General features: G+C 53.4%; 20 protein-coding genes. 3 read left to right on the plus strand and 17 right to left on the minus strand.

The genetic code is table 11. The annotated features are described in order from the left end of the window. Window positions 1–93: 93 nt before the first annotated feature. Window positions 94–660, minus strand: a complete 567-nt coding sequence (locus K239x_RS13475; protein WP_145418572.1) for a carboxymuconolactone decarboxylase family protein — start codon at window positions 658–660, stop codon at window positions 94–96. Between the two features lie 508 nt (window positions 661–1,168). Next, window positions 1,169–1,915: a DUF4261 domain-containing protein gene (locus K239x_RS13480; protein ID WP_145418573.1), complete on the minus strand. Its 747-nt coding sequence runs from the start codon at window positions 1,913–1,915 to the stop codon at window positions 1,169–1,171. 103 nt (window positions 1,916–2,018) lie between these two features. Here K239x_RS13480 and K239x_RS28625 point away from each other — a divergent pair, with 103 nt between their 5' ends. Beyond that, a complete protein-coding gene (locus K239x_RS28625; RefSeq protein ID WP_419190018.1) occupies window positions 2,019–2,165 on the plus strand; it encodes a hypothetical protein in 147 nt (48 codons plus the stop codon). Between the two features lie 161 nt (window positions 2,166–2,326). Here the strand turns inward: K239x_RS28625 and K239x_RS13485 are convergent, their stop codons facing one another. Both K239x_RS13485 and K239x_RS13490 read right to left on the minus strand, forming a co-directional pair. Further along, window positions 2,327–2,995, minus strand: a complete 669-nt coding sequence (locus tag K239x_RS13485) for a class I SAM-dependent methyltransferase (RefSeq protein ID WP_145418574.1) — start codon at window positions 2,993–2,995, stop codon at window positions 2,327–2,329. Between the two features lie 190 nt (window positions 2,996–3,185). Then, the gene (locus K239x_RS13490; RefSeq protein WP_419190019.1) at window positions 3,186–3,659 is read right to left on the minus strand and encodes a DUF1569 domain-containing protein; all 474 of its coding nucleotides are present in this window, start codon (window positions 3,657–3,659) and stop codon (window positions 3,186–3,188) included. Between the two features lie 322 nt (window positions 3,660–3,981). Between K239x_RS13490 and K239x_RS13495 the strand changes: the two genes are divergently transcribed. Further along, window positions 3,982–4,539, plus strand: coding sequence for a sugar O-acetyltransferase (locus K239x_RS13495; RefSeq protein WP_145418576.1), 558 nt, complete (start codon window positions 3,982–3,984; stop codon window positions 4,537–4,539). 34 nt (window positions 4,540–4,573) lie between these two features. Here the strand turns inward: K239x_RS13495 and K239x_RS13500 are convergent, their stop codons facing one another. The 3 genes from K239x_RS13500 to K239x_RS13510 all read right to left on the minus strand — a co-directional run bounded on the left by K239x_RS13500 (window position 4,574) and on the right by K239x_RS13510 (window position 7,786). Then, the gene (locus K239x_RS13500) at window positions 4,574–5,131 is read right to left on the minus strand and encodes a GNAT family N-acetyltransferase (RefSeq protein ID WP_145418577.1); all 558 of its coding nucleotides are present in this window, start codon (window positions 5,129–5,131) and stop codon (window positions 4,574–4,576) included. Further along, complete coding sequence (locus K239x_RS13505) at window positions 5,128–5,520, minus strand: CoA-binding protein (protein ID WP_145418578.1); 393 nt, start codon at window positions 5,518–5,520, stop codon at window positions 5,128–5,130. The genes K239x_RS13500 and K239x_RS13505 overlap by 4 nt, the downstream gene beginning before the upstream one ends. A 61-nt stretch (window positions 5,521–5,581) precedes the next feature. Further along, a complete protein-coding gene (locus tag K239x_RS13510; RefSeq protein ID WP_145418579.1) occupies window positions 5,582–7,786 on the minus strand; it encodes an SGNH/GDSL hydrolase family protein in 2,205 nt (734 codons plus the stop codon). A gap of 231 nt (window positions 7,787–8,017) precedes the next feature. On the opposite strand from K239x_RS13510, the gene K239x_RS13515 reads away from it, so the two are divergent. Further along, window positions 8,018–8,350: a zinc ribbon domain-containing protein YjdM gene (locus tag K239x_RS13515; protein ID WP_145418580.1), complete on the plus strand. Its 333-nt coding sequence runs from the start codon at window positions 8,018–8,020 to the stop codon at window positions 8,348–8,350. 191 nt (window positions 8,351–8,541) lie between these two features. Here the strand turns inward: K239x_RS13515 and K239x_RS13520 are convergent, their stop codons facing one another. From K239x_RS13520 to K239x_RS13560, 10 genes are all read right to left on the minus strand, one after another. Further along, window positions 8,542–9,573 carry a dipeptide epimerase gene (locus K239x_RS13520; RefSeq protein WP_145418581.1) on the minus strand — a complete coding sequence of 344 codons (1,032 nt, stop codon included), beginning with the start codon at window positions 9,571–9,573 and terminating at the stop codon, window positions 8,542–8,544. After that, complete coding sequence (locus tag K239x_RS28630) at window positions 9,570–9,722, minus strand: hypothetical protein (RefSeq protein ID WP_419190020.1); 153 nt, start codon at window positions 9,720–9,722, stop codon at window positions 9,570–9,572. Before K239x_RS28630 ends, K239x_RS13520 begins: the two co-directional genes overlap by 4 nt. 44 nt (window positions 9,723–9,766) lie before the next feature. Further along, the gene (locus K239x_RS13525) at window positions 9,767–10,207 is read right to left on the minus strand and encodes a response regulator (protein WP_145418582.1); all 441 of its coding nucleotides are present in this window, start codon (window positions 10,205–10,207) and stop codon (window positions 9,767–9,769) included. A gap of 48 nt (window positions 10,208–10,255) precedes the next feature. Continuing rightward, window positions 10,256–10,636 (minus strand): response regulator, encoded by a 381-nt coding sequence (locus tag K239x_RS13530; protein WP_145418583.1) that lies wholly within the window; start codon window positions 10,634–10,636, stop codon window positions 10,256–10,258. Beyond that, window positions 10,633–11,775, minus strand: coding sequence for a hybrid sensor histidine kinase/response regulator (locus K239x_RS13535; protein ID WP_145418584.1), 1,143 nt, complete (start codon window positions 11,773–11,775; stop codon window positions 10,633–10,635). Before K239x_RS13535 ends, K239x_RS13530 begins: the two co-directional genes overlap by 4 nt. A 79-nt stretch (window positions 11,776–11,854) precedes the next feature. After that, on the minus strand, window positions 11,855–15,256 hold the full coding sequence (locus tag K239x_RS13540; RefSeq protein WP_145418585.1) for a PAS domain S-box protein: 3,402 nt from the start codon (window positions 15,254–15,256) through the stop codon (window positions 11,855–11,857). A 321-nt stretch (window positions 15,257–15,577) separates the two neighbouring features. Then, window positions 15,578–18,733, minus strand: a complete 3,156-nt coding sequence (locus K239x_RS13545; protein WP_145418586.1) for an efflux RND transporter permease subunit — start codon at window positions 18,731–18,733, stop codon at window positions 15,578–15,580. Continuing rightward, window positions 18,730–20,343 carry an efflux RND transporter periplasmic adaptor subunit gene (locus K239x_RS13550; RefSeq protein WP_473163586.1) on the minus strand — a complete coding sequence of 538 codons (1,614 nt, stop codon included), beginning with the start codon at window positions 20,341–20,343 and terminating at the stop codon, window positions 18,730–18,732. Before K239x_RS13550 ends, K239x_RS13545 begins: the two co-directional genes overlap by 4 nt. Beyond that, entirely contained in the window at window positions 20,340–20,819 is a 480-nt protein-coding gene (locus K239x_RS13555) for a DoxX family protein (RefSeq protein ID WP_419190021.1), read from the minus strand. The genes K239x_RS13550 and K239x_RS13555 overlap by 4 nt, the downstream gene beginning before the upstream one ends. Further along, complete coding sequence (locus tag K239x_RS13560; RefSeq protein ID WP_145418588.1) at window positions 20,791–21,264, minus strand: MarR family winged helix-turn-helix transcriptional regulator; 474 nt, start codon at window positions 21,262–21,264, stop codon at window positions 20,791–20,793. The genes K239x_RS13555 and K239x_RS13560 overlap by 29 nt, the downstream gene beginning before the upstream one ends. Between the last annotated feature and the right edge of the window lie 423 nt (window positions 21,265–21,687).

Genomic DNA, 21,687 nt, shown 5'->3' on the forward strand with positions numbered 1-21,687 from the left:
TGGTGCCACGTTTGTGGCGGTCGATAAAGGGGGGGACGAGGAGCTCAGGCTTGACTTACGGAAAATCGCGGGAAACATCACTGTTTGCTGCGATTAACTTGCTGGCTGTGCTTCCGCACTCCACTCGTTCTTGGCGAATGCCTTGTCCAGCGGAGTTTCAGCGACGTGGTTGGTGTAGTTGGACAGAACCTTGAAAGCAGTGCCCACGACAACATCTAAAACGGTCTGCTTTGTGTACCCAGCAGCCAACAACGCTTCGATGTCGCTGTCATCCGGCCATCCACGACTGAGATTGACTTTTTCGGCGTACACCCGCAGTGCTTCCAATTTTGGATCGGCGATCGGAGTGCCGTTTCGCAGCGAAGTGATCACATCCTCGGCTACTTTTGCACCTTGCATGATCGATGTGTGAGCAGCCATGCAATATTCGCAACCATTCAGTCGGTTGTTGGTCATCGCGACGATTTGTTGCTCCGTCACATTCAGGCTTGATCTGCCAAAAATGTCCGCAACCGTTTTGTAGGCCTCTAGCAGTGCGGGCGACTCCGCCATGACGGCGTGCAGATTGGGCGCCATTCCGTAATCTTTCTTGCTGCCTTCCAGAAGCGGTTTGCTCGCGGCGGGGGCTGATTCGATCGAGTGCAATTGAAAGTTAGTCATCTTGGTTCTCCATTGTGCGACGACGGAACCTGTCGTCGCGGGTTCGGAATGAGCGACGTATGTCACTCGTTTGATGGGTGGGAGACGAGCATTCCGCGTTAGCCTTACAGAACAATCCGAGTTATATTGAGAAAAGGCCATTTGGTCGTCGAAGACGCCAGAATCGATTCGAAACGAAGCGTCTTATTGCCAGATGCGGACGTCGTTTTCGTCGAACGTCGCTCTATCTGCATCAGGAGTGCGATCTACGAACGCCACTCTCGCTTGGCGATTCGGAGAACGGCGGACGCCAAGCCCCACCGCAGGGGCGGTCGGCAGAAGATCGCAAAAGAAAAGCGAAACCCGCTTGATCAGGATCGGAAAATAAAGCCCGTTCTCGTCCGGAATCATCAAGCATTCGTCGACTCAATCGAACTGGCCAATCTAGTGTGCGAATTGCGCCGCTTGGCAGAAGGATGCAGCGCGTCTGCGAAGCAACAGCAAGCTTGCGTGGGAGCCCGAATCTGCGCTAGCGATACTTGCGTTCGGATTTCACTGGCCGCAGCTGCCACACACCGTGCGGATTGTGGAACAGATTCCCTGGTGGAAACTCCGTGCACTCTGCTTTGGTAATCGTGTAACGCGGTGACCGATCATCGATCGCAAAGGTTTCGTCGTCGCTCATCTCCGGTGACTCGCTGATCAGATACAACAGAAACGTATCCAGTAGCGTGGCCGCCGTTTCGGGCATGACGTCCGCTTCAAGTGTCGCGTCGGGAAGTCCAAGGTTGTGCATTCCGCAGGAGTAGAACGAACCTGCGCTGCCGACGTAGGTCACGAAGGCACGCATCAGCGCGGGAGGCGAACCGTCTTGCGTCAGTTCTCTCCACCGCTGAGCCGAGTGCGCGATTCCGGTCGATTCAATCTTGACGGCGATGCCGCCGCAATCCAGGAGTGCCGCAGCAAAACGCATCAGTGTTTTTGCAGAATCCGGCGAATTGCTTGGGCCGCTGACATAGAGCGCATTGCTATGGTCACCGATCGCAGCCAAGTCGTCGTCGCTAATTTTCCCGCATCCGGCCAGCGTGTAAGCCGCCAGTAGATCGGGGGCGCGGTCATAGACTTCCAGTTTGCAGACTTCTTTGCTTTCGACGTGCGACATCAGGGCTCCGACGAAAAGGTATCCGCCGCTGTTGGTCGCGATCGAATTCACAATCGCGGTGTGGTCCGCCCAGTTCCCGGGGACACCGATGACGAGTTTTGATTCTGCTGACACAAGAGATCCTGGCGAAATACCGAACAAATGCTGCAAGGGAACACGTCAAAAACGCGCCCGCGACGACTCACGAAGCGGCTGCAATAGACTAGATTCGTCTTCGATGGCCAAGGTTAGCAATCGCAAAGGACTGAAACGCAGTGACCTGAGTGCCGATTCGATTAGCGATCGATTGATCGCGTTTGCCAAATGGCTAGTCGATCTTGTGATTCGACCGCTCAGGGCGTTTGTCGCTAACGAGGGAGCATGATCGCGTCAGGTCTGAAGCCATGGCTGGATGATCCGAGAGGCGATAGGAAGCGTTTCCATCTGCGCTAGTTCGGATCAGCACTACAAGGGGCTCGGGCATGGACCAGCGTCTGGTCGATGCATTCCTAAGAGTCATCGCCTGAGAAGAAACTCACGTTTCAGCTATTTCGTAAGTTCGACATACGTGTTGACTTCTTTCTGGTTTTCACGCGTCTCTCGGTTGCTGAGTTCAGGATGATCTGACTCGCCAAACTGACAGTACTTTACATCACGAAAACCAATGTGTTTGGCCACCGTGACTAGTTCTTCGCGTGAGAAAAAGTGAAAGTGCCCAAGATCGTCATACGCAATCTGTCTTGCCGTCACGGCCGTTTCGTAGTCGGCTGTTTGGTAATGTTTGCGAAGGACGCCTTCTAATCCAGGGAAAGAAAGACGCAACGTGCCGTCAGCGGCGAGCGTACGGAATGCTTCGGCCAAAAATATCAGCGCGTCTGCTTGTGTCAGGTGTTCCAGAAAATCTTCACCGTACGCAAACTCGAAGCGATCACTCGGGAACGGGTGCCGCTGCGTGAGGTCGACTGTGAAGTATACGTATTGGTCGTCCGGTCGTCCCTTCAGTGCCTTTTTCTTGGACACCATGTCGACGTTCACCCAGTCGGACAGCAAGTTTTTGAAGCAGGCGTACTGAATTTTTTTGAGACCGTCTGCTTGCTCGCAAAAGTCATCGCCTTTGTAGAGTTTCAGCGTCCTGGGGCGGCGACTCAGTTGATAACCGAAGGAGGCGGCGATCGGATCGAGACCCCGGTGCAGGGTTTGTCTTAACGGATTCATCGAATGTCCAGCAACGAATAGCAGAGGAATGGGCGTATCGTGAAATGTACCTACCGATCACGAGCCTTCGTCGTCAATACCATTCCAGCTGTCTGAAGCGATTGCATCCTGCGCTACCGACCTTTCACTGCTGATTGGTCGTTTGCCGGATCTCTTGTTGTGGACTGAATGCAGTCGTTGGCTGAATCAATCAGCCGGTTGTGTCCTGGGGGATCAGAAACCCGAGATGATGCCCGGCGTGCATCCACATGAACTGTTGCCAGTCGTCGACCTTGAGTTCGTTCAGAAATGGGTAGTTCTGGATCGGTCCTTTGAAAGACGCCGCTCGCTCGATGGTGGCGATGCAGGTGTCGATGATCGCATCATCATCGGTGCCACCAGCCGTTTTGGGTTTCAGTCGGTCCAAGGTGGGACCGCTCGACATCTTTCGCGTTTTCAACATGCGATTGAAGATCCATTTTAAAACGGTCACCCGCAAAATCCACGGAAGGCGGAAACCAAAACCATCAATGCCTCCAGCCATCGTCGCCGTCAAATGTTCGCAGATTTGAGTCAGATTCCAGTTCTTTGTTTTTGAGTACTTGCGGGACCGAAGTCGCTGGATTTCCGCAACGACTTCGTCGCCGGTGTGGAAGTCAAGCGTGCGCCGTTTTGTGCTGGCCATGAATCGATATCCTGCGTCAGAGTTGCAAGGAGTGAATTGTCGCGATGAGGAGACAAGAGGGGCCATTGTATGACGCGACCCAGGCTCAGACACCGGTAACTACTCTGCGTGTCACTTTGCCGCACGATAGAGCATGCGAAAGCGTGTCCCCTGGTCGGCCTTTTCCGTGCCGGTTATCTAAACGGTGCCAGGTCAGCATGATCCAGACGGGGCCAAGCTAACGTGACACGTTCGCCCAAAGGTCTGTCGAATGTCTTGCGATCATCCGTAAGGCGAAATTTGTTAATCTCGAATCAAAACTAAACCAAGCACAGAGACATTCATGACGCGAACTCAGAAAGAGAGAATGCTTGCTGGTGATCTTTATGACGCAAGCGATGCAGAACTTGCCGAGGATCGAATGAGGACGCGTGAACTCTGTCATCAGCTCAACCAGAGTTTGCCAAGAGACGAGAGCATTCGTCGCGGAATCTTAAGCGATTTGTTTAGCCAGGGAGGTGAAACAGTTTGGCTTGAACCGCCGTTTCGTTGTGACTACGGCAACAACATCTCTCTCGGTAAGAACGTGTACTTCAATTTTGACTGTGTGATTCTGGACGTTTGCAAAGTCCAGCTTGGCGACAACGTATTCGTCGGCCCAGGAGTTCACATTTACACGGCGACGCATCCATTGGAAGCGATCCCTCGTCGTACGCAAGAGTTTGGCAAACCGGTCACGATTGGTAGCGATGTCTGGATTGGTGGAGGGGCGATCATCTGCCCGGGAGTGACGATCGGTGACCGCAGTGTGATCGGTGCCGGCAGCGTAGTTGCCAAAGACGTACCAGTCGGCGTCCTTGTCGCCGGCAATCCCGCCAAATTGGTTCGGCAAATCGAGTGAATTTCGCTGGCAGACAACCAGGGGTAACAGCCGCCTACGCACTCCAGTATTGAGGCTGATTGAGCACACGCGAGCATTGAATGGTTCCGTGGTTTTGAGCAATCGCTCCTTGGCGTAGCTCAATCACCATCCACGCGTCAGCGTACTGAGGTGGAATCACATGAGGGGCCTGAAAGCCGAGCTCACCTGCGGGCCGAAATCCGAAACGTCCGTAGTATTCGGGGTACCCCAATACGAAAACCAGTTCCACGCGAAGTGATTGCAACTCGCCAAGTCCATATCGGATCAGCTGCGATCCGATTCCTCGCCGTTGCATCGACGCATCGACAGCGACGGGCGAGAGTATCATTGCCGATACGTCGGTCGCGTTCAGCTCGATCGACACGGTCGTTAAAAGAACATGTCCCACCACCGCTTGGTCCATCTCTGCGACGAGTGACACAATGGGCTGGGCCGTTGTGTCCGCGAAAAGGTCATCGACAAGCTGGGCGATCTCGTTTCCTTGGTTGTCGCTGAAGGCCGATCGGTGCACGCTGGCGATCGCATCACGGTCCGTCGCCTCAGTCGAACGAAATCGTAGCTGGTCGCTCATGAATGAAGTGCCAGCAATACAAGCACACAAGATCCGTCGTCGATCACGTTGATGCCTGCTTGGCGTGCGGCATTGCTGGCTTCTAAGTCTTCAGCGCCGGGCTGCATCCAGATGTTCTTCACACCGGCTTCAATCGCATCGGCAACGATTTGGCGAGTGACTTGTGGTGGCGTAATGATCGAAAGTGATTCAGGGACAAATGGCAGGTCCGCAATTTGCGGATACGCTTGGTGCCCATCGATTTCTTCGGTGACCGGGTTCAGTGGATAGGTGTCGCGCCCCGATGCAAGCAAGGCCTTAAACACCTTGTAGCCGTACTTGTGGGGGCGTGCCGATGCGCCGGCAACGGCGTACAAATCGGCGGCCAAAAATGTTTTTGTGTTGTTCATCTGATTCAAACTGGGGGATGGTGGTTCGGTGCGACATGGTCCGTCGCGAGCAATCGGAACGCTATTGGGTTAGGAGAGCGGCAATTACTTGAGCATAGACGCGGTGGGCAAAGTCGTTCGGGTGATTGACTCCGTTTCCAGTTAGGTCCGAGTCCTTTTTGCGTTTCAGAAACTCAGTCCAGACGCTTGTCATGTCTGCAATCGCAATTCCTGGGCGGCAGAGCGAAGCCAATTGATCGCGGTACTCGGGGAATACGTCATGTTTCAGTCGCACCCAGTCGCGATTGCCCAACATTGATGCGACCAGCACAAACTCCGCTTGAGGAAGTTCGTCGCGAGTTGCTTTGATGATGGCGGCCGTATTATCGCCGAACTCTTTGGCCGACCGACTGGCCGAATCGTTCATCCCGAAGGCCAAGATAACCAAATCAGGAGCATGCGAGACGACTTGCGGAACCATCGTCATGCCCCAGGGAGTTGATTTTCCGCCTACCGACAGGTTCGTCAGTTTGATCTTCGCGCGAGTTTGTTTTTCCAGATGCTCTGCCAGCAAGTCTTGATAAGCGGGTTGAAACGGTGCGCCGTCGCCCCAGCCCGACGCGTTGCAGCCGGTCGAGATACTATCACCGAGCACAACGATTGAGAGGTCTTTGCGTTGTTGCAGCTTTGAGATCGTGACGGGAAGCTTCGCGGGATCAAATGTCGGCATGGAAACCGGCCAAGCGTCATCCGCTTTTCGATAAGTCACGGAGGTTTGCAGTTGATGATATTCCAACTGAGCGCCGAACAGAATTTCGCCCTTCCCATCGCGGTGAGTTAACTTGTGTCGTTGTGAATTGTCAGGACGACGCAGTTGTGACGCCAAGGTGGTCACGATGCGCGATCCGTTGGGGATCACTAACTGGTTGGTGCCGGCGACAAAACGATAGTCACGACCTTGCCTATAAGTCGTCTGGCCAGACGAACTTTGCACCGAAACAATTTCGCTGATTGGAAACAGCACTGAACCTTTGGCTGGCTGCGTCTCATCGTCTCGCAGGAACAGGACAGGCTCGCTTTGCACAACGTCTGTCTGCCAGAACGGCTGGAGTAGCGCAGGCGAATAGGCCCAACGCTGCTGAGCGATCTTGCAGCTCAACCAAGAATAGATTGTTGCACCAAGCTGTTTGTAACCATTCCGGTTGGGGTGCACAGCGTTGTTCGTAGGATATCCGTCAATGGGATCAATGTTCAGCTGCGTAGGAACAACCGTGAGTTGCGGATCTGATTTTGCATCGACAAACTGTAGCTGCCGTTGGACCAAGCGATGCTGAATTCGTTTCCATCCCCAGCGACTATACCGATCTTGGTAGTTCGCCACGAAGGCCTCTTCACGAGCGTTTGGAGGAGTCGTCAAGCAAAAACCAATATGTGCCTTGGGCGCCGCTTGCCGAATTGAGCCCAGCAATTGATCGGCGTAAACCAGCATTTTGTCAATTTTCGCGTCGACACCCGTTGCATCGTCTGCCGGAGCGCTGAAGCAGTCGTTGATTCCTAATAAGATGACCACGTAGTCGGGGAGGTGGCCGTTGCACTGCTGATCAAAGTAGCGGTGCATGTCCAATTGGGGTTTTGAGTCCTTGTCGAGAAAAACAAACGGACTGCTTCTGACCTTTTTTCCATCCGGCCGCGGTTCATATTTGGAAACAAAATTGTTCCACGTCCATCCGCCGTAACCTTCATGTCGGACACCTTTCGCAGCAGAAGCCGGTTTGTGCGTACCAAGCATCTCGATTTTGACGTTGCTATGCTCCGCAAACAAGCGTGCAATCTCGTTGGGATACGCCGATCCATGCGTCAAACTATCGCCGATGATCAATAGACGAATCGGATCTGTGGCGTCTTTGGCAGTACTGCTGGACGCGTTTTTCGGAGCACTACCGTGAGCCGTGCCAACCACTTTGATCTCGCTTGATGCTGACGCAACCAGTTTGCCATCGATCCCAGAGATTTGAACGCGAATCGGATGAGTGCCGATGTCCTTGTTTCTGGGCGTAGCCGACCAATTTCCTGGCAGCGTCTGCCCGATATCGCAGACGACCTCGAAGCGAAATTTGCTCAGGTCTTGCGATAGAACAATGTTGTCAAAATATACGTTGGTCGGCACGTCGGTCGAAGCGAAAATCGTCGGCGGAAGCGTGAGCTCCAACGCGTGGGTGGGCTGTTGAGCACGGGCAGTAGCGCAGCTGAAGAACAGCAAAACGACAAGCCAGTGTGTTCGTATCATGTTGAAACTCGAGGATGAAATTCGGTCCGCGGATCGCCTATGCCAAGTTTACCTTATCAGCAGCGGAGCAGTTCGCGCCGCAAGACTAGACGCAAGGATCCGTGACGCCCCAGCGTTTAGAATTTTGTAGCGACGCTCGCTAGTTAGACTGCCTGGTCATCATCTCTTTTCATTTCATACGCGTCTGCGACAATGCCGCAAAGTTAATGACACGCCCGAGTGACCGATCCTATGACTGATTTTCCGAACTGCCCTCAATGCGATGGCGAATTTACCTATGCAGATGGACCGCTGTTCGTTTGTCCAAGCTGCGCCCACGAGTGGTCGCCTTCGGATGAGGCTGCTGCGGCTGAAGAAGACGCGACCCGAGATGCCAACGGAAACTTGTTGGAGAATGGCGATGCGGTGATCGTGGTCAAGGACCTGAAGTTCAACGGCGGTGTGGTCAAAGGCGGTACGAAAGTGAAGAACATCCGCATCGTAGACGGCGATCACGACATCGATTGCAAGATCGACGGGATCGGGGCGATGTCGCTGAAATCCGAATTCGTCAAGAAAGCCTAATTGCTACGCTGACAGCCGATGTACAGCGAGGCAATGCTTCATTGTCCTGCGTCGACAGCGTTCAATCGCAGGGCGTAGTTGGAGATTGCCAGGCGAAGCCGCTGGATTCGGTGAAAGAAGGCGTCGTGGCGACTCCGATCTTTTACCTGGGCAACGGTCGCACAACCCACGCAGCAACCGGATAAGTTCTCTCAGTCAGCTTTGCTGTTGAGTTCAATGCCGCTGCCTGATCCCGGTCCCAGGGTGATGTGCCCGCTCGCGTCGACCGCTACTCCAGTCGCGATGTCTTCGGATAGGAGGACGGCTCCGTCAAGATCTGCGTAGTCGAGCAAGGGCAGCAACTGCGCAGCGCCGGAAATGCCGACGGAGCTTTCGACCATGCAGCCGACCATCGTCTTTAAGCCCAGTTCACGCGCTTGACGCAACATTTTGACGCCCGGGGTCAGCCCGCCACACTTGCAGAGTTTGACGTTGACGCCATGAAACAATCCGGCGCACTTGGCGACGTCCGATTCAACCAGGCAATTTTCGTCAGCGATGATCGGCAGCGCGGATTCTTGGAGAACCCGCTGGTGTTGATCGGTCGCTGAATCCGCAGGCAGCGGTTGCTCAATAAACTCAACGCCAAGCTCTTTTAACTGATGCGAATAAGAAATCGTTTCGTCCACCGTCCAGCCGCAATTGGCGTCCACTCGAAAAGTCGCTGTGGTCGCTTCTCTCAATGCACGAATGATTTCGACGTCTTGCTTGGATCCGAGCTTGATTTTGTAGATGTTCCAATCCGGACGGGACTTCAGCTTGGCAATCATCTTGTCGATTGAGTCGATACCAATGGTGTAGCTTGAATCGGGGATATTCTCCCAAGCCAATCCAAGCGTCTCAAAGGTTGGCTTCTGTTTCAGTTTGCCGAATAGGTCGTACGCGGCCAAATCGATTGCTGACAACGCGAAAGAATCGTTACGCAAAATCGGCTGCAACTCTTGCCACAACTGTTGCGGGCGACCGAACTGGAAAGCTTCGATTGTTTCGCGGCACTCCAGCACAGAGTTGGACATCGATTCCAACGTATGACCGTAATACGAATTTGCGGTCGCTTCGCCGTAGCCACTCACTCCATCGTGTTGGAGTTCCACGACCAGTGATGGTTGCGTGCTGATGGATCCTCGCGAAATGGTAAACTCAAATTCCAAAGGCAGCTGATAGCGATGAAGTTTCAGTTTCATCTCAAAATCTCCGGGGTCGAAACTTGCGTGCCAGCGGCCGAGGCCAATACGCCGCCAAAATCGATACTGCCGTCGCGAGAGCCAAGGCTAGCCAATCGTTCTGCGTCTCGATCCACGAGATGCGAAGCGAACAAGTTGAGTCGATTCATTGAGATCTTGGTTGCTGACTGATGAGTAAAAGTGAGAACGATGGTCAATCTTTGTCTGGTGGAAATTCGACGTACCGCCAGTACATGTCGATGATATCTATCAAGTTGAGAAAGTCCTCGCCTGCTTGCGACTTGACCATGTAGCCGGCAATCTGCTGGTCGTACGCAGCGACTTTGTCTCGGTCAGCGTCAGAGGTGGTGAGCACGAATACGATACAGCCTTTCAACACTGGATCACCACGCATCTCCTGTAGAAATTCGATGCCATTCATGCGTGGCATATTGAGGTCCAGCAGAATGATGAACGGTTGATCCAAAGGCACTTTTCCGGCTTCACCTCGCAGGTGCTGAAGAGCTTCGATCCCGTCTCTAGCGACAACGATTGGATTGGCAATTCGCTGATTGTGCATCGCCCGCATCACGGCTTCCGCGTCGATCTCATCGTCCTCGACGAGCAGAATGTTGACTGTTTTGTTTGGTGGCATGCGGTGGGACCTCGGTAGGATCTTCGAACGATAGGATCTCGGGGTGCATTATTCGGTTGACAAGGAATCGGTGATTCGATCGAGCTCGGCCAGGAACTGCCGTGTATTGAGCGGCTTTGCCATCGTCGCCTCGGCGCCTGCTTCGACTAGTTCCTTAATTTGCGTTTCGCTTAAATAGCCACTCACGACGATCGTGGGGATCGACGCGTTTCGTTTTTGCAATTCCTGCAGCAACTGCAGTCCAGAGAGACCACGGAGCCGAAAATCGACAATCAGACAATCAAGTTTGTCGAGCGACTTAGAATTTAACAAAGTTTCGGCCGAGTCGAACTCTTCGACTTCATATTCACGAAGACTTTTCAGCAGGGCTCGGGTCGAAAGCCGAACAATGGTTTCGTCGTCGACGATCGCAATGCGTTTTTTCGTCATGACATTGGCAGCTCAAAACGAAAGATTGAACCTGGGTGATGTTCCGGCACAGCGACGGAGATCCGCCCGCCGTGATTGTCTAATATTCGGGCGCAAATCGCCAGTCCCATGCCAAGTCCGTCGCTCTTCGTCGTCTTGAATGCGGTAAAAACCGCTCCAGCATCCAGTTGTAATCCCGATCCATGATCGGTGATCTCCACGACGATCATATCATCCGTTGCTGACGTGGCAGCAACGATCAGACGATCCGGCTGGGGAGTATCTTCGAGCGCGTCAAATGCATTTCGCAGCAAGTTGATAATGACTTGACGAATTTGAGTTCGATTTCCCAAAGCTTCTAGGCGGCCTGAAGACAATTCCTGCTGGACCGTGACCATCCGTCGACGGCGTTCGTAGTCGACAAATTCAATCGTCGAGATGATCAATTCGTTAACGTCGAACGATTCGAACTGAACCGAGTCATCACGGATAAACTCGCGCAGTCTTCGCAGGACATCACCAGCGTGCGAATTCGCTTCATCCAATTTGCCCATCAACACCCCGCAAAGTTCGTGGTCGATGGTCGTCTGTTGTAGAGTGGCATCAAGAGCAGCGACCAAATTGGAAATGACCGATAGCGGCTGGCTGACTTCATGTGAGATCTCTGCGACCAATTCGCCCATCAGGGCCACTCGCGCTAGGTGCGCCAAGCTCTGTTCTTGTTCGCGCAACTCTTCGGAAAGACGTTCGCGTTCAGTTTGCTCAATTTCCAACTGCTGAAGAAGCCGTCCTCGTTCGACCGCAAACTTCAGAGCTTGGACTGCACGTTCATCAAGTTGGTTTTTGAGCAGATAATCTTGGGCACCCATCCGAATGATTTGGACAGCCAAATTGCGATCTTTCAATCCAGTCAGAATGACGATCGGAAGCCTGGGTGCCGTCTGGCGGATACGGAGGAACGAATCGACCCCGGAACTATCCGGCAAGCCAGGGTCAAGCAAGATCAGATCAAGCGAAGGATCTTTGGCACTCTCAATCGCATCGTTCAGTGTCGTGGCATGCTGCACCAACGTTTGCCGAGGCAGCGAACGCCGGACGGAATCCGCATCAATTTCATCGTCTTCGATCAACAAGATCGACATAGGGCTGTCAGTTGGCATCACGTTTGCCTGATGTGTCAGCGGGAAACGCTCGCCCACTGTCAGAGCGGACGTGCGTTATTGATTCAATCGCAAGTAACTACATTGGCCATGTGAAGCGAAAAACGGCTCCATGCCCCGGTTCGGACTGTAGGGTGACCGATCCGTCACGCAATTCTACTTCTTTTTTGACCAGCGCAAGCCCCATGCCACTGGCTTCGACTTCGTCCCGAGGACGCAGCGTGTGAAACATTCGAAACACGCGATCATGGTATTCTGCGGCAATCCCGGGACCATTGTCGGCAATAGAGAATTCGATAAACGAATCCACCGTCTTCGCAGAAACTGTCACGCACCCGTCCACACGGTCACCGTGCTTGATGGCATTGCCAATCAAATTACGAAACACCTGCTCCAGTGGCACGCGCTGCGTTTCAAAGACCGGCATGCTGCCTTCGCATTCGATTCGAAAATCCAACGGAGCGGCCAGGAGGTCGGCGACTTCTTCGATCAAATGTCGCGTGTCAACCGTTTCCTTTTCGGATGGCTGTCGACCAACGCGGGAATACGCAAGGAGATCGTCCAGCAATCGCTCCATTCTGACCACGCGACCGCGAAGTTTATCTAAATGCCGTTGGGCAACGGCGGGCAACGAATCTCCTGAGTCCGATGTGATCCATTTCGCTAAGTTGTCAATTCCTCGCAACGGTTGTTTCAAATCGTGTGACGCGATGTAGGCGAACTGCTCCAGATCTTCGTTGGCTCTCTCCAGTTCGTTTGCGTAGCGTCGCAAAATAGCAAGGTCGTCCAGCGGAGTCGCGGTTCCAATGATCTGTTGGACATTTCCATCGGGCGATCGCTTGAAAACACGGTTGGTGCTATAGACTTGACGGTAGTCGCCGCTGAGTTGCTTGATTCGACAGTCGAATTCAAAACGATCTTCATCGCTACCGGAACTAATCAAGCCAAAGTGATCCATCAAACGCAGATGATCGTCGGGATGAACGAGCGTTTCAAAAAGGTTGCTGCCCAGTTCCATCACTTGTTCGGCGGTGTAACCGAGCAGCGATTTGACATGCCGATTAACAAAAACGCTGGCCTTTTGCTGAATGTCAAATACGTAGAGCGTCATCGGCACCGCGTCGGCGATTTTCGTCAACACGTCGTGGTCCGCGTCGGTGACATCAGATGCAGTAAAGTAGATGGTTGATTCACCTTTCTGGGCAGGAGCACCATTCCAGTTGATCCATCGGTAGGCGCCATCTCTGTGCTGCATCCTACCCAGAAAACCGCGTACCGGTGTGCCGCTAAGCAATAATTTCATGCAGTCTTCGAACGCCCCCCGGTCGTCAGGATGCGTTAGATCCAGAAACTGTTTTTGCATCAGTTCTTCGATTGGATAGCCAAGCACGTCCACCCAATGCGAACTTAGACGATACCAAGTTACCTTTTCCAAATCGGCGATGCCGTAAAGCTGAATCCCCGCATTGAAAAAACTTTCCTTTTCAAAATCAGCTTGTTTCATCTCCGTAATATCGTAGATCGAGCCGACCATCTTGATTGGCTCTCCGTCATCGGTGTAGATCGAGTTCGAGCGAGCACGAACCCAGATGTAGGATTCGTTTTGGTGGCGGACGCGAAACTCAGCGACTAGCGGTTGCCGGTTAAGCAACGACCGTTGTACCGATGCCTCAAGACTGTCGCGGTCATCTGGGTGCAAGCGGTCTAGGAATGCTCTTGCTGTATTGGGAAACTGAGTGAGGTCGTCGCCTTCAAATCCAAGAAGCTTTCGATAGCCGGGAGCGTATTCGCACAAATCGGATCCAACGTCCCATGACCAGACTCCGTCGGTGGTCCCCAACAGTTCGACCATCGCCCGGCGATCCTCGTTGAGCCGCTCCAGCTTTTCTCTGGCTTCGACGCGATCGGAGATGTCTTGGATGAGTGCCAAAAAACCGAGTGGTTCGCCAGAGGAATTGGAGACCTTTGCTCCGATGGTTTCGCTCGTAAACGTCTCTCCATTGCTCCGCCTATAATCAACTTCGTAAGGTGCTAGGTGCGACGGGGCATAGGCATTGAATCGTTGATTGAGCTGGACGGAAAAGTCCTCCAATTTGCTGTACAGTTTTTCTGTCGACTGGCCAACGAGATCTTTTGCGTCGTAGCCGAACATATCAGCAAAAGCTGGATTCACACGGGTAATTCGACGCTCTATGTCGGCAGTAATCGCCGCCAGCGGAAGTGCGTCGAAAAACAATTGCAGCTCCGCCGTCCTTGTCTCTAGCAATTGCTGTCGGGCTAGTCGTGCCGTGATGTCACGAACGAACGTACAGAAAAATTCTTCATCATCAAATTCGATCATACTCGAGGAAATTTCGACCGGGATCAACGTGCCGTTCTTGCGTTGATGAATCGTCTGAAACAGATCCTTCTTCTGTTCATTGACTTGTGTTTTCCGCATCTCCAGGGCATCAAGCGACCGCATGTCTGGATCGATATCCGAGATTGTCATCGACTGTAATTCTTGTTGGGAATACTGAAGTCTTTCGCATGCCGCTTGGTTTGCATAAGCAATCGTGGTGTCCTGACGCACCCAAAAGATTGCCTCGTGCGATGTGTCCAATGCACGCTGTGCACGCTCCAGTGCGCGGGTGCGAAATCTATGGTCGGTGATGTCGCGGCTCGTTTCTAGGATAACGCTTGTTTGACCAATGGTGACGCGTTGCAGTCTGGTTGAAACCCAAACGGTCTCGCCCGACTTTGTCTGCTGCTTCAGTTCGCCTACCCAGTCCTGTCCATCAGATAACGATTCGGCAATCTCGTCGGAGGCAGCCCCGGTCGTTTGAAGCAACTGCGAGGGTGTTCGTCCTTTGGCTTCCTGACTGGAATACCCGTAGAGCTTTTCGGCACCTGAGTTCCATCTGAGGATCCCTTCAATGCTGGTCCAAGAAACGATGGCGTCACGGCTGGCGTCAATCAGCAGGTCACGTTGCTGCAGCTCAAAATTGGACTCTCGGATTTCTATTAGCTTTTCGACGTGCGACGCGAGGAGGGAAAGGGTTTTCAGCTTCCCTTGGTCGATGGTCATCACTTGATCACTGATTACGCACAGGGTGCCTATCGGCATCTTTTCAAGGGCGGTGACCAAAGGAACGCCCGCATAAAAGCGAATGTGTGGGGCACCATTGACCAACGGGTTATCGGCGAACCGCGGATCTAGTTGCGCATTCGTCACGACCAGGGGATCCTTCGGATTGTGGATCGCGTGGGCACAAAACGCTTGGCTACGCGGAGTCTCGCGACTATCGATACCGAAATTGGCTTTGAACCACTGACGGTCCTTGTCGACAAGGCTTATCAAACCAATTGGGGTCCCGCAGACTTCTGCCGCTAGACGTGCGATATCGTCATAGACCGCCTCGTGCGGGCTATCGAGAATATTGAGTTTGTTAAGGGCATGCAGCCGTTTCGACTCATTCTTAGGTGGGAGCGCTTCTGGCATGCGTTGCTTCTTCTTCGACTAAGTTCGGCAATCGAAAGGACGTCTGAAACGAATTCTGAAATTATCATACCCGTTTGACTGCCAAGAGATTGCTCCACGAACTGTTGCCAGCTCGCCATTTGGACATTCCGCCTCTTACCGTGATATTCTGGAGTCTCTGCTTCATTAAGACTTCGCGCGCGGATAGAGAATCTGCTGTGAGTATCCACGCAAACCAGTCGAGCGTGCGGAAACCCGAAGTCGCTTTACGCAAAGCTCGTCGCGGTGTCCACGCCGAGGCGATGGACAAGCGATCCTGTATCTATGCGATTGCGATGAATGCTAGACAGCAGTGTCGCTCTGTTTTGAATATCGACGGAGCATCACATAAAAAACTGGCGTTAGAAACAGCCCAAATAGCGTCACGCCGAGCATACCGCTGAAAACAGCTGTCCCCAGCACGCGTCGCATTTCGTAGCCTGCACCGGTCGCGACCAGCAATGGCACGACGCCCAAGATGAACGAAAATGCCGTCATCAGGATGGGGCGCAGACGTAGCCGACACGCTGAAACAGCCGCATCGAAACGATTCTTGCCAGCGTCCTCTTCTGCTTTGGCGAATTCGACGATCAAGATGGCATTCTTGCATGCCAAACCAATCAGGACGATGAACCCGATCTGCGTGAGCACGTTGTTGTCCATGTCGCGAAACCAGACACCGACGATGGCAAACAGCAGACACAGCGGCACAATTAAAACGATCGCCAACGGCAGGAGCCAGCTTTCGTACTGAGCCGCCAGGGCTAGGAAGACGAATAGAACCGCCAATGGGAACAAGAACACGATCGTGTTACCAGCTTGTTTCTCTTGATACGCAAGTTCCGTCCATTCGTAGCCAAAACCTGAAGGCAGGGTTTGATCCGCCAGCGATTCCATGGTCGACAGTGATTGACCTGTACTGAATCCGGGCGTGGTCGAACCGTTCAAATCAGCCGCCGGGAAAAGATTGAATCGTACCAATCGGTCGGGGCCAGCAGTTGTTTTCAGATTGACGACGGACCCGAGTGACACGCTGGCGCCGCGCGAACTGCGTGTGCGGAGTTTGGCAATGTCACTAGCGTCGTCGCGAAACTGCGGTTCCGCTTGAGCCGTCACACGGTAGGTTCTTCCCAAGAAATTAAAGTCATTGACGTACATCGATCCCAGGTAAATCTGCAACGCATCAAAAACGTTACTGACCGGTACATCAAGCATCTGCGCTTTGGTGCGATCAACATCGGCGTAAACCTGTGGCACGTTCATCCGCAAGTTTGTGAATACCTGCATCAGACCAGGCTGCGCGTTGGCCTGTGCCAACATGGAGTCGGCGACTTGACTGAGTGCCGCGGTTCCGGCACCGGAGCGATCTTGCACATACATTTTGAATCCTCCCCCGCGGCCGATACCGCGAATCGGAGGCGGCGGAATGATCAGAATCTGTGCTTCGTTGATTGCCGCGACTTCACGGCGCATGTCGGCCACGATTGCTTGAACACTGCGTCCTCGAGCCGCACGCTCTTTTGCGTCCTGAAGTGGTAAAAACGTAACCGCCGCGTTTGGTTTAATCGTAAACGTGGCACCAGATAGGCCCGCGATCCCGACAGCGTGCGCAACCCCATCGATCTCGCGTCCGATTTCAGCCACACGGCGCGTGACTCTGTCCGTGCGTGACAGAGACGCCCCGTCCGGCAGATTGATTGCGACAATGACGTAACCCTGGTCTTGATCGGGAATAAAGCCCGTCGGAACCATGTTAAAACTGAGAGCCGTACAAATCAGCAGCACGGCGTATATCAACATGGAGAGGCCAGTTTTTCGGACCAACCGCCCCACGACAGCAGCATACGCATTGCTGGCGAAATCAAACGAACGATTGAACAGGCGAAAGAAGGAGAACCGAGTCATGAATGCTGCAAGACGTGATTTCGGCTTTTCACCATGATCAGTTTGGCGTTTCGGCTTAAGCAGCAGAGCACATAAAGCGGGGCTAAGTGTGAGCGAGACAAACGTCGAAATGGCCGTCGAGATGGAGATCGTGAGCGCAAATTGTTGGTAGAACTGGCCACTGATTCCCGGGATAAAGACCGTTGGCACGAATACGGCGATCAACACCAAGGTTGTCGCGATCAGAGCCGAACCGACTTCGTCCATCGCCTTGTGCGCCGCAGCGCGCGGAGCGACACCTTCACCAATCAATCGTTCGACATTCTCAACGACCACGATTGCATCATCCACCACAATTCCGATCGCCAGAACGAGGCCGAATAGCGAAAGCGTGTTGAGTGTGACGCCTAGGAATTGCATGACCGCGAACGTGCCGATCAAAGAAATCGGGATGGCGATCACGGGAATGATCGTGGGACGCCAGCCGTGCAAAAACAAGAACACAGTCAGGACCACGAAGGCTGTCGTGATAAACAGTGTCTCGAAAACTTCGTTGATCGACTCTTCGACATAGTCGGTCGGGTTGTAAGCGATCTCGTATCCGATGCCCTGCGGAAAATCGCGGCTCATTTCGGACATGACCTCTTTGACTTTGGTTGCCGTGTCGACAGCGTTGGTCCCTGGACGTTGGTAGATCAATACTGCAATCGCGGATTTGCCATCCAAGTAGCTGAGCCGCGAATAGTCCTGAGCGCCCAATTCAACGCGAGCCACATCGCGAAGCCGGGTGACTCGCCCGTTGCTGCCTCGTTTGACAATGATATTGCCAAACTCATCTTCTTGAATCAGACGACCTTGCGTCGTGACGTTGAGTTGGAAATCACCAGTGTCACTGGTTGGCGGTTGGCCGATCACGCCGGCTGCGACCTGAACGTTTTGACCGCGGATCGCTTGGACGACTTCGCCGGCAGTCAAATCGACGTGTGTCATCTTTTCGGTGTCGAGCCAGATTCGCATTGCATATTCGTTGCCGCCCGCGATCCGAATTTCCCCGACACCATCAAGACGCATCAATGCATCGCGAACACGCAGAAAAGCGTAGTTGCTGATGTAGAGGTTGTCTCGGCTATCGTCTGGTGAGTTCAAGTGAACGACCATCAGCATGTCCGGGATCTGTTTGGTCGTCGTGACTCCGATCTGCCGCACCTGTTCGGGCAATCGGGATTCAGCAATCGCCACTCGGTTTTGAACCAACACCTGCGCGTCGTCCAAATCCGTTCCCAGTTTGAAAGTGACCGTCAACTGCATCGTGCCGTCGCTGCTGGACGACGACTCCATGTACAGCATGTCGTCGACTCCGTTCATCTCTTGTTCGATCGGTGTCGCGACCGTATCAGCAATGACTTGGGGAGTCGCACCTGGATAGCTGGCGCGCACTAACACGGTCGGCGGGGCAACGTTTGGATACTGCGACACCGGCAGCGTGTAATAAACGATTCCGCCGACTAACACGATCACAAAGGACAGTACTGCCGCGAAGATTGGGCGTTCGATAAAGAAATGAGGAAACTTCATGAATAAGTCCCTCCTTGGTTTCCGGCAGCTTGCGGAGGCAACACCCGAACAGAAGTCTCAGTTGCAGTGAAAACACTCCCTGAGGCCAAATGCACCATGTGCGAGAAAGCAAATCGTTCTTCAGGCACGTGACCAAGACATCCCATCACCGATTGGTTTGCCCAGCGAATCGGGTTGATTTGATTGGTGCTGCTCGCCGACTTTGGCAGCGGATCAGGGCCAGGCGAAATCCATTCTTCCTTGGGCACCGGTTGGTAATTGTCCGGCAATCCGTCTTCGATCGCTTCGATGGTGCCTTCCACGACGTTCACTTCCGCGTCGGGGCGTGACTGCAGCAAACCTTCGATGACCAGCGTTTCATCGCCGGTAAGTCCTTTGCGAATCACACGCAGTCCGTCCACGATCGGCCCCGTTTCAATCGGACGACGTTCAATTTTTCCGTCAACCACAACGTACACGTATTGAGACGATTGATCAGTTCCGACCGCTGAGTCGGGAATCAAAACCGCTTCATAGGAGGCGCTGCCAGGAATGCGGATTCGCGAGAACATGCCCGGCAACAACAATTGATCATCGTTTGAAAACACGCACCTGGCTCTCATGCTGGCGGTGTCGACGTCGAATCGGTTGTCAACAAAATCCATGTGCCCGCGATGCGGAAAACCGTCTTCATCGACCAATCCTAAGAACACCGGGTTTTTGGCAACGCGTGAACTTTCGCGTTCGCCCGATTGCGCCAAACGAACGTACTTTAAGACGTCTTGTTCGGTAGCGTCAAAGACACAGTAGATCGGGTGCATCGATGTAATCGTGGTCAGCAGAGACGACGAAGCCGTGCCACCGGCGATCAAGTTTCCTTCGGTGATCGCTTGGCGACTGATGCGTCCCGAAACGGGCGAGCGAATTTCGGTGTACTGTAGATTCAATTCGGCCGTTTCCATGCCGGCTCGAGCGATCGCGATTTCCGCTTGGGAAGTGGCGATGTCGGCTTGAGCCGATTGCACACTGGCTTTGACGCCTTCGATATCGGCCTTCGCTTGCAGGAGTTCCGCTTCGCGCTCGTCCAGTTCTTCTTGCGATCCCGCGTTCCGCTGGCTCAGTTGGCGTGCCCGGTTGTAACGGAGTTCCGCCAGATTGAGCTGAGCATCGGATTGCGACGAACGCGCTTTCGCCTCATCCAACTTCGCTTCGGCCTGTTTCAACCGCGATTCCGACTGCTGCAGCTTTGCTTTGGCGGCGTTTAGTTCCGCTTCGAAAGGGCGAGGGTCAATGATGAACAGCAAGTCCCCCTTTTCGATAACTTGTCCTTCGTCGAAATGCACCGATTGCAAGTAGCCACCGACTCGGGCGCGCACTTCAACCAAGTCGACTGCTTCGAGTCGCCCCGTGTAGGCATCCCATTCGACAATTTGTTTGACGACCGGTTTAGCAACCGTCACAGTTGGTGTCGGCATTTGCATCGGGCCCGACGGACCTTTGCCGCAACCAGCGACCAGCAAAATTGCCAGTGACGATGCCACGGCCATCGCCGTCGTAGGTATCGAACGTCCGCGCCGGTCCAAGTCTTGGTTGTCCGCTGTATTCTCGCTAGGGATGAATTGAAACCTCACGCGTTTGCCTCGCTCTTCTTTTCTGCTGTTGTTTTGGAACCAAAGACGCAATGGTCAATCGAAAAAGAACCGGCACCCGTCATCAGCAAAGATGCATAAACGAGCAAGTAGACCGCCGCTAGTTCTTTGGCTTTCCAAGGATCGTCCGCATGAACGATGAACAATGCCACGATCATGGTGAAGGCTAGCGGAATGGCTGCCAGCCGAGTTGCAAAACCAATGATTAACAGCAACGAGCAACCGACTTCTGCTGCGATGGCCATGATCAGGCTTAACTGGCTACCCACGCCGATCGGATCAGGGAACTTGTCCGCCATGACACTGAAACCATTGAGCTTGGTCAAGCCATGGACCAGCATCATGCCGCCAATGCCCACTCGCAACACGAGTAGCCCCGCCGAAATAGGTTTGTCTTTGTGACAGCACCACATGTTCTTATACCTGGAGTTAGGAATCACACTGCGAGATCGAATCACGCGTTTTTTCGAGCAGCCTGATCAACGCCTTGCGTTCGCTTTTGTTCAGTTTCTTCATCAGTCGCTGTTCCAGTTCCGCGAGCGGCTTCATCGTCTGATCGGCGAGCTTTTTGCCTTGCTTCGTGATGCTCACGTAGACGACGCGTCGATCTTCTGTGGAACGATTGCGTTCGACTAGTCCTTGCTTTTCTAGTTTGTCCACCAAGGAAGTGATTGCAGGGACGACCTGGATCATTCGCTCACCAATCTCGCCGCACGTTAGTGTACGATCAGCCACAATCAAGCTTCTTAAGACGTTGAACCGCGACAGAGTCAGCCCATGTTCGCGAAACAGCCTTGAGAGGCGATTGTCAATTTGGTCACCGGCGCGTAGAAGGTTGAGCAGGGTTTCTTGTTCGCTGGTAGCGAACGGTTCTGAACGTTTCAGTTCCTCATGCAGTTTCATTGCCTACCCATCCTTTTGCGAATACACCACTAGTAAATAGATTACTAGTGAAGTAAATGAGGGCAAGATGGTTGACGCCAATTTGCGGTGATTTGACCGATTGCGAAAATATCTTCGCACTATCCCAGAACCCGATCGGTTTTCGGGTGCCGGTGTCTCGCTGCATCAACGTCGATTTGACCGCTCCTCGACTCTGACAGCACTAGCCGCTGCGCACTTTGCGTTAACCATTGCACCCATCGAATCCGTCGCGCGACTCAAATTTGGCTACGTTGGTAAGTTCTGTTTCCAGATCGCTCGGAGCGCAGACGCATGCAACATCGATCGACCCGTCGTGTCAAGAGAGTCGCAAAAAGTCGGCCCTGCGAGCCGACGGCAAATCACCCGCACTTGGCTTTTGGGGCCGACCTAGCGGACGGCCAG

This window comes from Stieleria marina (genome assembly GCA_007741555.1).
GTDB lineage: Bacteria > Planctomycetota > Planctomycetia > Pirellulales > Pirellulaceae > K23-9.

What these genes read in the sequence shown, in the direction of transcription:
- K239x_RS13560 (WP_145418588.1), bottom strand. Translation starts at nt 21,264, where the DNA reads ATGAAACTGCATGAGGAACTGAAACGTTCAGAACCGTTCGCTACCAGC.
- K239x_RS13485 (WP_145418574.1), bottom strand. Translation starts at nt 2,995, where the DNA reads ATGAATCCGTTAAGACAAACCCTGCACCGGGGTCTCGATCCGATCGCC.
- K239x_RS28630 (WP_419190020.1), bottom strand. Translation starts at nt 9,722, where the DNA reads ATGAATCGACTCAACTTGTTCGCTTCGCATCTCGTGGATCGAGACGCA.
- K239x_RS13475 (WP_145418572.1), bottom strand. Translation starts at nt 660, where the DNA reads ATGACTAACTTTCAATTGCACTCGATCGAATCAGCCCCCGCCGCGAGC.
- K239x_RS13495 (WP_145418576.1), top strand. Translation starts at nt 3,982, where the DNA reads ATGACGCGAACTCAGAAAGAGAGAATGCTTGCTGGTGATCTTTATGAC.
- K239x_RS13530 (WP_145418583.1), bottom strand. Translation starts at nt 10,636, where the DNA reads ATGACGAAAAAACGCATTGCGATCGTCGACGACGAAACCATTGTTCGG.
- K239x_RS28625 (WP_419190018.1), top strand. Translation starts at nt 2,019, where the DNA reads ATGGCCAAGGTTAGCAATCGCAAAGGACTGAAACGCAGTGACCTGAGT.
- K239x_RS13525 (WP_145418582.1), bottom strand. Translation starts at nt 10,207, where the DNA reads ATGCCACCAAACAAAACAGTCAACATTCTGCTCGTCGAGGACGATGAG.
- K239x_RS13505 (WP_145418578.1), bottom strand. Translation starts at nt 5,520, where the DNA reads ATGAACAACACAAAAACATTTTTGGCCGCCGATTTGTACGCCGTTGCC.
- K239x_RS13490 (WP_419190019.1), bottom strand. Translation starts at nt 3,659, where the DNA reads ATGGCCAGCACAAAACGGCGCACGCTTGACTTCCACACCGGCGACGAA.
- K239x_RS13520 (WP_145418581.1), bottom strand. Translation starts at nt 9,573, where the DNA reads ATGAAACTGAAACTTCATCGCTATCAGCTGCCTTTGGAATTTGAGTTT.
- K239x_RS13515 (WP_145418580.1), top strand. Translation starts at nt 8,018, where the DNA reads ATGACTGATTTTCCGAACTGCCCTCAATGCGATGGCGAATTTACCTAT.
- K239x_RS13510 (WP_145418579.1), bottom strand. Translation starts at nt 7,786, where the DNA reads ATGATACGAACACACTGGCTTGTCGTTTTGCTGTTCTTCAGCTGCGCT.
- K239x_RS13540 (WP_145418585.1), bottom strand. Translation starts at nt 15,256, where the DNA reads ATGCCAGAAGCGCTCCCACCTAAGAATGAGTCGAAACGGCTGCATGCC.
- K239x_RS13545 (WP_145418586.1), bottom strand. Translation starts at nt 18,733, where the DNA reads ATGAAGTTTCCTCATTTCTTTATCGAACGCCCAATCTTCGCGGCAGTA.
- K239x_RS13535 (WP_145418584.1), bottom strand. Translation starts at nt 11,775, where the DNA reads ATGCCAACTGACAGCCCTATGTCGATCTTGTTGATCGAAGACGATGAA.
- K239x_RS13500 (WP_145418577.1), bottom strand. Translation starts at nt 5,131, where the DNA reads ATGAGCGACCAGCTACGATTTCGTTCGACTGAGGCGACGGACCGTGAT.